Source organism: Flavobacterium sp. ASV13 (assembly GCF_000745775.1).
GTDB lineage: Bacteria > Bacteroidota > Bacteroidia > Flavobacteriales > Flavobacteriaceae > Flavobacterium.
In genome coordinates this window covers 40,161-54,949 of record NZ_JQJY01000010.1, presented here as the reverse complement: position 1 = coordinate 54,949, position 14,789 = coordinate 40,161, and the positions used below count along the sequence as shown (strand labels likewise).

Sequence of the window (14,789 nt, the reverse complement as noted above, 5' to 3'; positions counted from 1 at the left end):
CCTAATTAATAATCCAAAACTTGAAGAAAAATGAAAACTACTTTTAACTCTTTCTATTTCTCATTAAGTGATAAAATAGGAAAACACAGTGTTTACTTAATGCGTATGGCGCTTGTCATAATTTATATTTGGTTTGGACTTCTTAAAATTTTCGGTCTTAGCCCTGCAGGTGACATGGTCGCAAAAACTGTTTTTTGGCTAAAGCCAGAATTTTTTATTCCAATTCTTGGAATTTGTGAAGTATGCATAGGCTTGGGATTACTCGTGAGAAAATTGATTCCGGTAACTATTGTACTGCTGTTATTGCATATGGCGGCTACGTTATCCACTTTTTTTATTCTAAAATCCAGTTGTTTTGAAATCTTTCCTTATGAACCAACATTAGCGGGTCAGTATATTATCAAGAATATTGTCTTGGTTGCAGGAGCGCTGGTTATTGCCGGAAAATACAACGAGGATTATTATACAGCAATGAGTTTGAAAAAAGAGCAGGAAAAGTTTACTGCAAATTCTGCCATTCAGAATCAGCAAATGCTAAATGAGTAAACAGAAACAAACTATTAACCAACAAAAACGAATTAAAAATGAAAAAAATATACTTGTGTTTTCTCTTCATAATTCCCCTTATGATGAATGCACAAACCGATATTGACGCGCTTATGATGAATAAAAATAATTTTTGTTTTGGGGCGGTCTATCAATATAGCAGTTGGGACAAATACTGGGAAGGAACTTTTAAAAGAGAAAATCGTAATCTTGGAACGGTATCTGCTCAAGGCCCTGCTTTTATGGGAGATTATGGAATATTAGACAAGCTGAATTTTCTTGTCAGCCTTCCTTATGTTGAAACCAAGGCTACAGCAGGAACGATGAAAGGTCAAAAAGGAATGCAGGATTTAACAATGACTTTGAAATACATGCCAATGAAAAAGAAAATTGGTTCAGTTACTTATTCTGTATTGGCTTTAGCAAGTTATTCACTTCCTACCTCAGATTATGTGGCTGATTATTTGCCACTAAGCATCGGGATGCGCAGCAATACTGGAACATTTAGATTAATGGGAGATGTGCAGTATCAGCATTTTTTCACCACTTTTTCTGCGGCTTATCTTAAAAGAGGGAACATCACAATTGATCGAAATTCTTATTTGGACGATGAAATTCATTATACCAATGAAGTAAATATGCCCGATGTTATAAATGTCAATTTAAGATTAGGATACCGTTCTTCAAGATTAATTGCAGAAGCTGTTCTCGATAATTCGGTTACACAATCGGGAGGTTTTGATATTACAAAAAACAACATGCCTTTTCCAAGCAATACGATGAATGCTTTCAAATTAGGTTTAAATGGAAAATACACGGTTATAAAACAACCTGAATTAGCAATTGTAGGCGGCTATAACGTAGTGACAGAAGGCAGAAATGTTGGCGAAGCAACTTCATTCTACGGAGGCATTTTCTATCTGATTAATTTTAATAAAAAAAGCAAATAAGATGAAAAATAGTATTCAAAAAATAGTCTTAAAAAGTCTGGTTCTTTTAGTTTTTGCAGCAGGACTACTATATTCCTGCGATGATGATATTATAGAGCGTAATGAGGAATTTCCACAATTGAATCCTAAAAACACAGATGCAGATGCGGGCAGCTGGAAAACATATCTTTTAACTGCGCCTGATGAATTCTCAATAGATGTACCTGTAGCGACAAATTCAGCTGCCTATACAAGGGAAATTAATGAAATTAAGAGTTTTCAGGTTAGTATCACCAAAGAACAAAAAAGCATTATAGAATACTGGAGTGCAGGAAGTGTACTGCGTTGGAATGAAATTTTGAGAACATTGGTTGCGAGACATAATCGTCCGCCATATCAAAATGAAGACGGAACTTATCCAGCTCCTTCAGCAGCAAATCCATTTGCTTATCCTCAATTTCCATTTTCTAATCCTCCTTATGCTGCGAGAGCTTATGCTTATGTAAGTGCTGCGCAATATGATGCGCTCATTGCTGCCTGGCATTACAAAAAACTTTATAATAGAGCAGCACCTTACACTGTTGATCCAAGTTTGCAGGTTTTAGTTCCTAAAAGCACCCTGCCATCTTATCCTTCAGAAGATGCTGTTGTAACGGGAGTTACTGTTGAACTTTTAAAATTATTATTTCCAACTGAAATCGCTTATGTAAACGAAAAAGCAGAAGAAGAAAAATTATACCGCATTATAAGTGGTGCCAATGTTCGTTCCGATGTTGACGCCGGAATAATTTTAGGAAGAAAGGTTGCTGCCAAATTTATAGCTCGAGCTTCAACAGATGGAGCCGGAGCAGCTATTGGTACACCGGCAATTTGGGCCGCATTAGAATCGCAAACTGCAGCAACAGGAGAAGTTCCATGGAAATCATTAGAAATACCAGCGAGACCGCCAATGTTGCCATTATTCGGAAAAGTAAAATCATTTTTGATGACAGAAGCAGATGTTGTGGCAAATCGTCCGCCTGCACCGCCATCCACAAAATCCGAAGCTTTTGCCAAAGAATTAGCAGAGATTAAAAATTTCAGTCAGGACAAGTCTCGTGAACATTTGGAAATTGTAAGTTTCTGGGCCGATGGAGTAGATACTTATACACCTCCGGGGCATTGGAACGCCATTGCTTCTGAAACTTTTGTACAGCAATCGTATAGCGAAGTTCGTTGGGCAAGAAATTTAGCTTTGTTAAATGTTGCCATGATGGATGCTGCTATTAGTTGCTGGGATGCAAAATATGCTTATTTCAATCCACGTCCATGTCAAATGGATCCTTCGATTAAAACCACAACAGGAGTTCCTAATTTTCCAGCGTACGTTTCGGGTCATTCTACTTTTAGTGCTGCTGCCTGTACAGTTTTATCACATTTTATTCCCGCTAAAAAAACAGAATATGAAGCTATGGCATTGGAAGCATCAAACTCAAGAATGTATGGCGCTATTCATTACAGAAGCGATTGTGAAAAAGGATTAATACTTGGTAAAAAAGTGGCTGGTTTTGCTGTTGCAAGAGCTACGACTGACGGAGCTGAATAATTGAAAAGTAAATAATTGATCGTAAAATAGAAATTATTGTTTCTAATTTTAAACCTGGCATGTGTCAAAACGTGTCAGGTTTTTTGTATTTAGTCGGATAAATAAAGGCCAGGCGATATAGAATGCTCCATAGTGAATTATAAACTTATTGTAGTTCCGTTCCTCTTCTCTCTTTTAGATCGGTTTCAATCTGGATTTCCATTTTTTTATCAATTACGTAGTAACATAATAAAACGGCACTTATAATGAATATAAAGCCCGGATAAATGCTTACAGAAAGTTTAATTCCTTCTACTGCTGCCGGAACCTGATTGACTTCTTCGGCAACATAGCCATATTTAGACAAAAAAGCGGCTCCTAATGCGCCACCAATACTGATTCCAATTTTCAGCCCCAATAACATGGCCGAAAAAACAGTAGCAGTTGCTCTTCGATTGTTTTTCCATTCGCTATAATCAGCCACATCAGCAATCATAGCCCACAATAAAGGAATTGTTATACCGTAAAGAAAGCCATGAACTAATTGTGTAATAAAAACCATTTTAATAGCAGTTCTGCTGTAAAAATTAAAAAGCAGCAAGCTAATTGCCGATAAAAAAATAAAAGCGATATAGATATTTCTCTTACCAAATAAATCTGCTAGCGATTTTGAGAAAATAATGCCTATAATCATAAAAATAATTCCTCCCGCATTAAAAAGACTAAACGCTGAAGTTGGAACATCTGTTGGCCACTGAAAATTTACAAATCCCATATTTATTAAAAGAATATTCAGTTTTTCGATGAATGAAGTAAAACCAATATCATTCAGAAAAACGGTTTGAGCAGTAGGATCCAGATAATATTTAAAGTAAAAAACATACATTCCGCCTTTTAATGAAAGGGTTATAAATACTAAAATTGTAACCAGAACCATAATCATCCAAGGTCCGTTTTTGCACAAATCCAAGAAATCCTGCTTCACAGATGATTCCTGATTTTTTGATGGTATGATTCTTTCTTTGGTTGTAAAAAAAGTAATCAGCAGACAAATTGTGCCAATAATGGCAAATAAAATCATGGTATTTTTAAAACCAATCGCTTTATCGCCGTGCCCAAATATCAACACTAATGGCAATAAAAGGGACTGAATTACAAATTGAGCAATCAATACCGCGACAAAACGATAAGAAGAAAGGCTGTTTCTTTCTTTCATATCACCCGTTAAAACACCACTTAAGGCTACATAAGGCAAATTGTTGGCGGAGTAAATCAGTACTAGGAAAAAATAAGTCAGTAATGTATAGATAATTTTACCGGTTTCAGAAAAATTTGGCGTTAAAAAGGTAAGAACAGAACCAATTCCAAAAGGCAATGCGGTCCATAAAATCCAAGGCCTGAATTTTCCCCAATGACTTTGAGTACGATCAGCAATAATACCCATGATGATATTAAAAAATGCACCAATAAAACCGCCAATAAATATGATAATACTTGCAGTTCCGGCAGGAATCTTATAAACATCGGTGTAAAAGAAAGCTAAAAAAGTAAGCAATGTTTGAAAAATCAAATTCGCCGCAAAATCCCCCACACCGTATCCTATTTTTTCTATTACAGAAAGTTTTTCAGATGTTTTACTAATACTTATGTATTGTTTTTTGTTTCTATCTGTGAATTGGTTTATAGTTAAAATAGTACTGAGTTTTCTCATCTGTCAAAAAATTTCCCTTCTTTATAATTTGAATAAAATGCTATCTGTAAAAATAGCTTGAAACTTGAAATAAGTTTGTCACTTTTGAAGCCTTTAATACAACATTTGAAGCATTCTTTTGTTTCGATAAATCTTTTAAATATAAATTGCTATTTTCGCTTCATAAGTTTTTAAAAGCTTCTAAAATTCAAATCATTATACTCACTTTTATATTTTATTTTTTATGCGCATTCTACACCGTTTACTACTTGTTTGCTGCTTTTTTTTAAGCTGCAATAAAAAACAGGATGATAAAGAATATCATAAATTTACAAATGATTTGATCAATGAAACAAGCCCGTATCTTTTGCAGCATGCGCATAATCCTGTAAATTGGAAAGCGTGGAATAAGGAAGCTTTAGATCTCGCAAAAGCAGAAAATAAACTTATTATAATTTCAGTAGGATATTCTTCTTGTCACTGGTGTCATGTAATGGAAAAAGAAAGTTTTGAAAACGATTCTGTTGCCAAATTAATGAATGACAATTTCATCAGCATAAAAGTAGATAGAGAAGAGCGTCCCGACATTGATCAGATTTATATGAATGCCGTACAATTGATGACTGGCGAAGGCGGATGGCCGTTAAATTGTATTGCACTTCCAGATGGCCGACCTATTTTTGGCGGAACTTATTTTACAAAAGAACAATGGACAAAAGCTTTAACCGAGATTTCTGATTTATATAAGAAAGATCCAAATAAGGCGAGTGAATATGCAGATAAATTAGTAAAAGGAATTCAAGAATCTCAATTGATTGCTGTCAATAATAAAGATGCAAATTTTAATAAAACTGAAATTTCGTCGGCTGTAAAATTATGGAAAGAACATTTAGATTATAAAGATGGAGGTTTAGTTGGTCAAACCAAATTTCCAATGCCGGCTTCTTTGCAATTTTTGCTTCGTTACAGTGTTCAGAATAAGGATAAAACAATTCAGAATTTTGTTGACAATACACTTACAAAAATGGCTGATGGCGGAATGTATGATGCTATTGGAGGAGGATTTTCGAGATATGCTGTAGATGCAAAATGGCACATTCCTCATTTTGAAAAAATGCTGTACGATAATGCGCAATTGGTCAGTTTATATTCGGATGCTTATCTGGTTTCAAAAAATGAACTTTATAAAAAAACAGTTTACGAAACACTGAATTTTGTAGAAAAAGAACTCATGGCTGTGAACGGAGCGTTTTATTCTTCGATAGATGCTGATAGCAAAAACAAGGAAAAAAAACTAGAAGAAGGCGCTTATTATGTTTGGGATAAAAAAGAATTGCAGTTTTTATTACAATCAGATTATCCGCTTTTCCAGGAATATTATAATATTAATGAACACGGTTTATGGGAAAACCAAAAATATGTCTTGTTTAAAAATCAATCCGATAAAGATTTTGCTGCCAAAAACAAATTGACTTCAGCTCAATTGGATTCAAAAATTAAAAATTGGAAGCAAGTGCTTTTAATAGAAAGAAACAAGAGAGCCCGACCGCATGTAGACAATAAGACATTGACTTCATGGAATGCTTTAATGATAAAAGGTTATATGTCTGCATATCGAGCATTTAAGAATCCACATTATAAAGAAATCGCTTTAAAGAATGCCAACTTTATTGTAGAGAATCAATTGCAAAAAGATGGAAGTTTGAATCACAGTTATAAGGAGGGAAAAAGCAGTATTTCTGGTTTTTCAGAGGATTATGCTACAGTTGTCGATGCTTTTATTTCGCTGTATCAAATTACACTTGACGAGAAGTGGTTGAACAAATCCAAACAATTGACAGATTATGCTATGAAACATTTTCAGGATAATAAATCAAGTCTATTTTATTTTACATCACAAACTTCTGCAGATTTAATTGCAAGAAAAATGGAAGTTGTGGACAATGTTATTCCGAGTTCTAACTCAATTTTTGCGCATAATTTATTTTTATTAGGACATTATTATTCTAACGATACTTATTCAAAAATGGCACAACGTATGCTGAATAATATAAAAACGAATGTTTTGGAATCTCCTATGGAATATTATTATTGGCTGGATTTAATGCTAAATTATACTGATAATTATTTTGAAGTTGCCATCTCAGGAAGAGATGCCATGGTCAAAACGAATCAACTTCAAAGTTATTATTTGCCTAATATTTTGATTGCCGGATCCACAAAAGAGAGTAGGCTTCCTTTATTAGAAAATCGTTTTGATGAAAATGAAACTTATATTTATATATGCGTAAACAAAGCCTGTAAAAAACCTGAAGTAGATGTTGTAACGGCGGTTAGTAAAATCAATAGCAATATTCAGTAAATAATATTTAAATGTTTCTGATTAATAGGGTTTTACTAGAAAAATACTTTTGATTTCTTTTTACGACTTGTTCAAAGAATATTTAATAAGGTTTGTAAATCTGTAATTTTTTTTATCAAAGCCAAAGATAAAATACAGATATTTTATTTTTTTACTATAAAAAAGATAGACATTGTTTTTTTAAGCTAATTTTTTTATCAAAAATTAATATTTTTTATCACACAACCGGTTGTGTATCGAATAAATTTTTTATATTTGTAATAAATACACTTATTCAGAAACACCAAATATTATCTTCAGTTTTAAAGCGAATAAATCGTCGCATGTTATAAATATTGGATAGCAATACATTGAATGAGAAAACTAAGTTCAGTTTATAATTAAAGTTATAAATATTTTACTGTGAGCCAGTTAAATATTGAAACATAAAAAATGGTTTAAAAGTTGGTTGTGGAGTTATAAGTGTTATTTTACAGAATTTGTTTATAACTAAGCGCCTGTTAGTTTTTAAATCGTAAAGCCGGAAGCTTAATCCCTTTCGGCTTTTTCATTCTTTAATAATCAGACTATTTATAACGTGATTAATCGATGAAATAATAATAACAGAATTATTTAAAATCATGAAAATAAAAATTATTGTACTGCTTTTCGCTTTCATAATCTTTTCTCCGGGTTGGTCGCAAAATATACTTCTACAGTCACCAAATAAAAAAATCATGGTGGCGTTGCAGGCTGTTGACGCAAATGCTAAAGGGGAATGGTATTTAGAAGTGTCTTATAAAACCGATGCTCATACAGTAAGTATAATTCCAAAAATAGATTTAGGTCTTTCAAGAAGCGATCAGGATTTTTCAAAAGAACTTCGGTTTTTAAAAGTATCAAAGCAAAAAGACATCAAAGAGCATTATGAACTCCCTTTTGGAAAGAAGTCACTACGTGAAAATGAAGCCAATGAAATAGTTGTTTCCTTTGAAAATCCCAGTAAAGCTAAGCTGAATCTTATTATTAGAGCCTATAATGATGGTATTACCTTTCGATATGAATTTCCAGAAAAAACAGGCAATTACATAATTAATGATGAATTAACGGCTTATCAAATACCAAAAGAAAGTAAGCGATGGTTAGAGAAATGGAATCCAGCCAATGAAGGATTATATGCTTCGAGCAGTGATGATAAAATACTTCAGCAAGAATGGTGTTATCCGGCATTATTTAATTCTTCGGATAAATCATGCTGGTTTCTATTACATGAAGCGGATTTAAACCGCAGTTATTGCGGGACAAAATTAAGCAATACCAAAGACATGAATATTTACAAACTTACATTTCCCGATCAACAAGATGCAAGAGGTACTGGCGAATCAAAACCAAAAACTGCACTTCCGTGGAAGTCACCATGGAGAGTGATTGCTGTAGGTAGTTTAGCCGATATTGTCGAAAGTACTTTAGTAGAAGATGTTTCAGCTCCAACTGCTTTTAAAACAACAGAATGGATCAAGCCAGGAAAAGTTTCATGGAATTACTGGTCTAGTAATCATGGAACTAAAGATTATAAAATTGTATGCGAGTTTACTGATTTAGCCGTAAATATGAATTGGCCTTATACACTTTTGGACTGGGAATGGGATGCTATGGCAAACGGCGGAAATCTAGAAGATGCTTTAAAATATATCCATTCAAAAGGTATAAAACCATTGATGTGGTATAACTCAGGAGGCGATCATACATGGGTGCCTTCGACTCCAAAAGATAGAATGCTGACGCATAAAAATAGAGTTGAAGAATTTACAAAACTTAAAAAATTAGGTGTAGCCGGAGTAAAAGTTGATTTTTTTGAAAGTGAAAAACAGGACATGATCAACTATTATTTGGATATTTTGGAAGACGCAGCTCAATTTGAAATGATGGTTTATTTTCATGGCTGTATTGTGCCACGCGGCTGGTCGCGAACTTATCCAAATTTAATGACTTATGAAGCTGTACGTGGGGCAGAATGGTACAATAACGGACCTGAATTTTCAACCACAGCGCCAGAACATAATACCATTTTGCCTTTTACAAGAAATGTTGTTGGAGCAATGGATTACACTCCAGTTACTTTTACGAATTCTCAATTCCCACATCATACTTCTTATGGACATGAACTGGCTCTTTCTGTGCTTTTTGAATCTCCTTTGCAACATTTGGCAGACAGGCCGGAAGGATATTACGAATTGCCTGATGAGGCGAAAACTTTCTTAAAAGAAGTTCCCACAACTTGGGATACTACCAAATTAATAGATGGCTACCCGGGCAAAGATGTGACAATAGCACGCAAAAAAGCAGACACTTGGTATCTTGGAGGAATTAGTGCATCTGATCGTGAGGAAATTACTAAAAAAATCAAGCTTGACTTTTTAAGTGCCGGGATTAAATACCGCGCCGTTGTTATTGCCGATGGTATTCATGATAAAGCATTTATGTCGCAAGTTTTGGAAGTAAATAAAGACAGTACTATTGAGGTAAAATTACTGCGAAGAGGAGGCTTTGCAATTTCATTGACTCCAATTAATCAATAGTTTCAAATGAATAAACATTACATGCATTAACTATAAAACCAAACCAAAAAACAATAAAATGAAAAACCAAACCAAAATTTTATTTGCACTGCTATGTTGTCTGTCAGTAATAAAAATAGAAGCCCAAAATCCTATCATCAAGGATATTTTCACTGCTGATCCGGCTCCAATTGTACATAAAGGAATATTGTATTTATATACAGGACACGACGTAGCAACGGAGCAGGATACGAATTATAAAATGGCCGACTGGCATGTGTTTTCGACAACCAATATGAAAGACTGGAAAGATCATGGAGCATTGCTTTCACCAAGCACATTTTCCTGGGCTACAGGCGATGCTTATGCAGCGCAATGTATCGAGAGAAATGGAAAATTCTATTGGTTTGTTTCTACGTTTCATAAAAAAAGTGATGTAAGTGCTGGCGGTGCGGCAATAGGCGTGGCAGTTTCAGATAGTCCTACAGGTCCTTTTAAAGATGCCATTGGTAAAGCGCTTATCATTAATGAAATGACTACCGATATGACATATGCTTGGGACGATATCGATCCGACTGTATTTATCAATGATGATGGACAAGCGTATCTATTTTGGGGAAATGGTAGCTGTAAATGGGTAAAACTTAAAAAGAATATGACAGAAGTAGATGGAGCCATTACTACTTTCAAACCTAAAAATTATATCGAAGGGCCTTGGGTTTACAAAAGAAAAGGACTTTACTATCTGGTATATGCGAGTGCAGGCACAAAACCAGAAATGATAGAATACTGCACCGCTAAAAAAATAACAGGTCCATGGACTTACCAAGGAATCATTCAGGAAAATGTACCCAATAGTTTTACCACACATCCGGGCATTATTGACTATAAAGGCAAATCCTATTTTTTCTATCATAACGGAAGCTTGCCAACTGGCGGTAGCTACAGACGTTCAATTTGCGTCGATTATATGCATTATAACAAAGACGGAACCATTCAGAAAATAATACAAACTACTGAAGGTGTAAGCGAAATCAAGTAAAAAAGTATTTCAATTTAATTTTTATACCATGAAAAAAAGTATTAGAATGATTTTTACCTTCTGTATTTTGATGATTCAGATGGTTACTTTTTCACAAGAAAAAAAGGCTCAAAATCCAATTATTTTTGCCGATGTACCTGATATTTCAATAATTAGAGTAGGGAAAAATTATTACATGAGTAGCACTACGATGCACATGAGTCCGGGTTTGCCTATTATGAAATCTACAGATCTTGTCAATTGGAAACTGATGAATTATGCCTATGATATTCTGGCAGATGTGCCGGAATTAAATTTAACCGAAGGAAAAAGTACCTACGGAAGAGGTTCATGGGCAAGCAGTTTGCGTTTCCATAATGGGATTTATTATGTTGCAACTTTTGCGCAAACAACAGGTCAAACCTATATTTTTAAAACGAAAGATATAGAAAAAGGAAATTGGCAAAAAGTTTCTTTTCAACCTGCTTATCATGATCATTCCCTTTTTTTTGATGACGATGGAAAAGCGTATTTAATTTACGGAACGGGTCAAATCAAATTAGTTGAGCTAAACGATGACTTAACTGGAATCAAACAAAATGTTCCTGAAAAAATTATCATAGAAAATGCCAGTGAACCCGCTGGAAATAATATCATGCTCCGAGCTGAGGGTTCACAATTATTCAAAATTAAAGGGAAATATTATTTATTTAATATCTGTTGGCCGAAAGACGGAATGCGAACCGTAGTTATACATAAAGCAGATCATATTACCGGCCCTTGGGAAGGAAAAATAGGTTTACAGGACTTAGGTGTTGCACAAGGCGGCCTTATCGATACTCCCGACGGACGCTGGTTTTCTTATCTCTTCCGCGATTTTGGTGCTGTTGGGCGAATTCCATATTTGGTTCCCGTAAAATGGGAAAAAGACTGGCCAATATTAGGCGAAAATAATAAAGTTCCTGAAAATTTAGATTTACCGGCCAGTAAAGGTTTGATTCCGAATTTAGTGGCTTCTGATGAATTCAATCCTAAGAAAGGACAAGAAACTCTTCCATTAGTTTGGCAATGGAATCATAATCCGGATAATTCACTTTGGTCTTTAAAAAAAAGAAAAGGTTATCTGCGTCTTAAGACGGGAAGAATTGATAACGATTTTCTTTTAGCCAGAAACACACTTACTCAACGCACTATCGGGCCAACGAGCAAAGCTTCTGTTTTATTGGATGTTTCACAAATGAAAGATGGAGATTTCACCGGATTAAGTGCTTTGCAAAAAGAGTATGGTTTGGTAGGAGTAAAAGTTGAAAATGGGCAAAAAGTGATCGTAATGGTTAGCGCTCAAAATGAAAACCCTATTGAAAAAGAACGAATTTCATTAAAACAGAATCAGGTTTATTTCAAAATTGATTGTGACTTTACGAATAAAAAAGATGAAGCAAACTTCTTCTACAGTTTAGATGGAAAAGTTTGGAATCCGATAGGCGAAACATTAAAAATGAAATATACACTTCCTCACTTTATGGGTTATCGTTTTGGATTGTTCAATTATGCAACAAAAAATAGTGGCGGATATGTAGATTTTGATTGGTTTAGAATTAACTATTAAAATAAAAAAAATCATGATTATAGATAAAAATTTCATAAGCGAATCTTTGGTTCGACTTCACTTTTTAGTATTGTTTTTGGGATTGATTTTACCAGTTTTGGTCATTAGCCAAAATAAAAAGAAGGAAGGTAAATCTGAATCCAAAACACCTCAATATCGTAATCTTTTTAAAGAAGCCGGTTATAGCCAAAATGATATTGATAAAAAATTAGCCAAAGCCTATTATGATGTTTTTGAAGGGCCAAACAAAGTTTATTTTGAAGAAGGTGATTCTTTAGGATATGTATCGGATGTTAAAAATAATGATGCCCGTACCGAAGGAATGTCTTACGGAATGATGGTTGCGGTTCAGCTCAATAAAAAAGAGGTTTTTGATCGAATTTGGGGATGGTCTGTTAAATACATGCAACATCAGGAAGGTCCAAGAGAAGGCTATTTTGCATGGAGTGTAAATCCGCAGACAAAAAAACAAAATTCGGCAGGCTCTGCTTCAGATGGAGAATTATATTTTGTAACAAGTTTGCTTTTTGCTTCCAATAAATGGGGAAATACTACTGGAATAGATTATTACAAGGAAGCCAGAAGAATATTGGATAATATGTGGAAAAAAGACGGCAGTAATAATGTCCATAATATTATAAATACCGAGCATAAGCAAATTTCATTCGTGCCCGAAGGCGGTGGTTATAACTGGACAGATCCTTCTTATCATGTTCCTGCATTTTATGAAGTATGGGCGTTGTATGCAAAAGACGGTCACGAGCAATTTTATAAAGAATGTGCCAATGTTTCTCGCGAATTTCTACATAAAGCGACGCATCCTGTAACGGGTTTAAATTCAGATTATACTGAGTTCACCGGAGAACCTCATCCTACACCTTGGATGCCACCTGGCTTTCGATATGATTCCTGGCGCGTTCCCATGAATATTGCGATGGATTATACTTGGTATGGAAAAGATAAAAAATGGCAGGAAGAGTACGCTTCAAAATTTCAAAATTTCTTAAGATCAAAAGGATTAGATACTTATGAAGATCAATTTAATCTGGATGGTTCTAGACCCGATTTTATTCTGCAAGCTGGTACGGTTAAAAAACTCAGACATTCAATAGGATTAGTAGCAACAGCTGCTACCGCATCATTAGTTAATAAAGATAAAAAAAGTATCGATTTTGTTCATGCTGTCTGGAATGCAAAACTTGAACCTTATGAAGACGGCTACTTTGATCCCTATTATGATGGATTGATGTACCTCTTTAGTTTAATGCACCTCAGCGGGAATTATAAAATTATTGCCCCATCAGTTAAATAACTTTTAAACTTAAAAAATAAAAATATGAAACAGTATGTAATTGTTATGTTGCTATTTATTTTGTCAGCAGGAGCAGGTTTTTCACAAACAAACCAAACTTCAATTACCGAAGATTTTAAACCTTCAACAGTTAATCAGCCCGGGCAGGAATATCCACAAGTAAATTCTCAGGGATATGCACGTTTTCAAATTTTAGCTCCAGAAGCCAAATCTGTTGTGGTAAGTCTTGGATTGGGCGGAGCAAAAGGAGGTACCCCACTTATAAAAGCGGAAGATGGCTTTTGGAGAGGTACTACTTCCGGAGCAATGGATGAAGGATTTCACTATTATCATGTAACTATCGATGGAGGAGTTTTTAACGATCCGGGAGCACTAAACTTTTATGGTTCAACCCGATGGGAAAGTGGGATTGAAATACCGGCCCATGATCAGGACTTTTATGCATTGAAAAATGTCCCTCACGGAAATGTACAGCAAATTCTTTTCCCATCAAAAAGCACCAACACATCACGCAGAGCTTTTGTGTACACACCACCATCTTATCATAAAGATAAAAATAAGAGTTATCCGGTTTTGTATTTACAGCATGGCTGGGGAGAAGACGAAACGGCTTGGAGTAATCAGGGACACGTTAATTTAATCATGGATAATTTAATTGCAGAAGGTAAAATTAAACCATTCATTATTGTAATGACTTACGGAATGACAAATGAAATTAAATATGGTGGGCTGGCAAGTTTTAAAATAGAACCATTTCAAACGGTTCTTGTAGAAGAATTAATTCCGTATGTTGATTCAAATTTCCGTACACTCGCCACTCCGGCTAATCGTGCCATGGGGGGCTTATCAATGGGAGGCATGGAAACAAAAATGATAACACTTAATAAGCCTGAAGTTTTTTCTCACTATGCACTGCTTAGTGGAGGAATTTATAAGCCTGAAGACATTAAAGATAAATCAAAAGTTAAACTTGTTTTTTTAAGTTGTGGAAGTAAAGAAAACCCTGACGGTATTAAAAATGCGGTATCAAATCTTAAAAATACGGGCTTTAATGCTGTTTCCTATATTTCAGAAAACACAGGTCATGAATTTCAAACCTGGCGCCGAAGCTTCAAAGAATTGGCACCACTTTTATTTAAAGAGTAGTGATTTTGAGGATTACTAATCCGTTCATCAAATTTAGAGTATCTGGCGATGAATTGTACTAGCCCCAAAACAT

The 14,789-nt window shown here is 34.7% G+C and carries 10 protein-coding genes; 9 read left to right on the top strand and 1 reads right to left on the bottom strand.

Translation table 11 applies throughout. From position 1 onward, the window contains the following. Positions 1-30 precede the first annotated feature (30 nt). From GQ47_RS19900 to GQ47_RS19890, 3 genes are read left to right on the top strand one after another with little or no spacing between them, the layout of a single operon-like run. On the top strand, positions 31-546 hold the full coding sequence (locus GQ47_RS19900) for a DUF417 family protein (RefSeq protein WP_193745236.1): 516 nt from the start codon (positions 31-33) through the stop codon (positions 544-546). A gap of 38 nt (positions 547-584) precedes the next feature. After that, a complete protein-coding gene (locus GQ47_RS19895) occupies positions 585-1,496 on the top strand; it encodes a hypothetical protein (protein ID WP_035652199.1) in 912 nt (303 codons plus the stop codon). 1 nt (position 1,497) lies between these two features. After that, on the top strand, positions 1,498-3,060 hold the full coding sequence (locus tag GQ47_RS19890; RefSeq protein ID WP_035652198.1) for a vanadium-dependent haloperoxidase: 1,563 nt from the start codon (positions 1,498-1,500) through the stop codon (positions 3,058-3,060). A gap of 145 nt (positions 3,061-3,205) precedes the next feature. Here GQ47_RS19890 and GQ47_RS19885 read toward each other — a convergent pair whose 3' ends face one another. Then, a complete protein-coding gene (locus GQ47_RS19885; RefSeq protein ID WP_371199653.1) occupies positions 3,206-4,750 on the bottom strand; it encodes an MFS transporter in 1,545 nt (514 codons plus the stop codon). A gap of 223 nt (positions 4,751-4,973) precedes the next feature. Between GQ47_RS19885 and GQ47_RS19880 the strand changes: the two genes are divergently transcribed. From GQ47_RS19880 to GQ47_RS19855, 6 genes are all read left to right on the top strand, one after another. After that, on the top strand, positions 4,974-7,091 hold the full coding sequence (locus GQ47_RS19880; protein WP_035652197.1) for a thioredoxin domain-containing protein: 2,118 nt from the start codon (positions 4,974-4,976) through the stop codon (positions 7,089-7,091). A 620-nt stretch (positions 7,092-7,711) separates the two neighbouring features. After that, positions 7,712-9,649: a glycoside hydrolase family 97 protein gene (locus tag GQ47_RS19875; RefSeq protein ID WP_152561059.1), complete on the top strand. Its 1,938-nt coding sequence runs from the start codon at positions 7,712-7,714 to the stop codon at positions 9,647-9,649. A 58-nt stretch (positions 9,650-9,707) separates the two neighbouring features. Then, a complete protein-coding gene (locus GQ47_RS19870) occupies positions 9,708-10,670 on the top strand; it encodes a glycoside hydrolase family 43 protein (RefSeq protein ID WP_035652193.1) in 963 nt (320 codons plus the stop codon). A gap of 28 nt (positions 10,671-10,698) precedes the next feature. Continuing rightward, positions 10,699-12,258, top strand: a complete 1,560-nt coding sequence (locus GQ47_RS19865; RefSeq protein WP_035652191.1) for a glycoside hydrolase family 43 protein — start codon at positions 10,699-10,701, stop codon at positions 12,256-12,258. Between the two features lie 13 nt (positions 12,259-12,271). Then, positions 12,272-13,570: a glycosyl hydrolase family 8 gene (locus GQ47_RS19860; RefSeq protein ID WP_035652350.1), complete on the top strand. Its 1,299-nt coding sequence runs from the start codon at positions 12,272-12,274 to the stop codon at positions 13,568-13,570. Positions 13,571-13,594: 24 nt separating this feature from the next. After that, positions 13,595-14,716 carry an alpha/beta hydrolase-fold protein gene (locus tag GQ47_RS19855; protein WP_035652189.1) on the top strand — a complete coding sequence of 374 codons (1,122 nt, stop codon included), beginning with the start codon at positions 13,595-13,597 and terminating at the stop codon, positions 14,714-14,716. Positions 14,717-14,789: the final 73 nt, after the last annotated feature.

Coding starts and splice junctions, on each gene's coding strand:
- GQ47_RS19885 (WP_371199653.1), bottom strand. CDS start 4,750: ATGAGAAAACTCAGTACTATTTTAACTATAAACCAATTCACAGATAGA.
- GQ47_RS19865 (WP_035652191.1), top strand. CDS start 10,699: ATGAAAAAAAGTATTAGAATGATTTTTACCTTCTGTATTTTGATGATT.
- GQ47_RS19900 (WP_193745236.1), top strand. CDS start 31: ATGAAAACTACTTTTAACTCTTTCTATTTCTCATTAAGTGATAAAATA.
- GQ47_RS19860 (WP_035652350.1), top strand. CDS start 12,272: ATGATTATAGATAAAAATTTCATAAGCGAATCTTTGGTTCGACTTCAC.
- GQ47_RS19890 (WP_035652198.1), top strand. CDS start 1,498: ATGAAAAATAGTATTCAAAAAATAGTCTTAAAAAGTCTGGTTCTTTTA.
- GQ47_RS19875 (WP_152561059.1), top strand. CDS start 7,712: ATGAAAATAAAAATTATTGTACTGCTTTTCGCTTTCATAATCTTTTCT.
- GQ47_RS19855 (WP_035652189.1), top strand. CDS start 13,595: ATGAAACAGTATGTAATTGTTATGTTGCTATTTATTTTGTCAGCAGGA.
- GQ47_RS19880 (WP_035652197.1), top strand. CDS start 4,974: ATGCGCATTCTACACCGTTTACTACTTGTTTGCTGCTTTTTTTTAAGC.
- GQ47_RS19895 (WP_035652199.1), top strand. CDS start 585: ATGAAAAAAATATACTTGTGTTTTCTCTTCATAATTCCCCTTATGATG.
- GQ47_RS19870 (WP_035652193.1), top strand. CDS start 9,708: ATGAAAAACCAAACCAAAATTTTATTTGCACTGCTATGTTGTCTGTCA.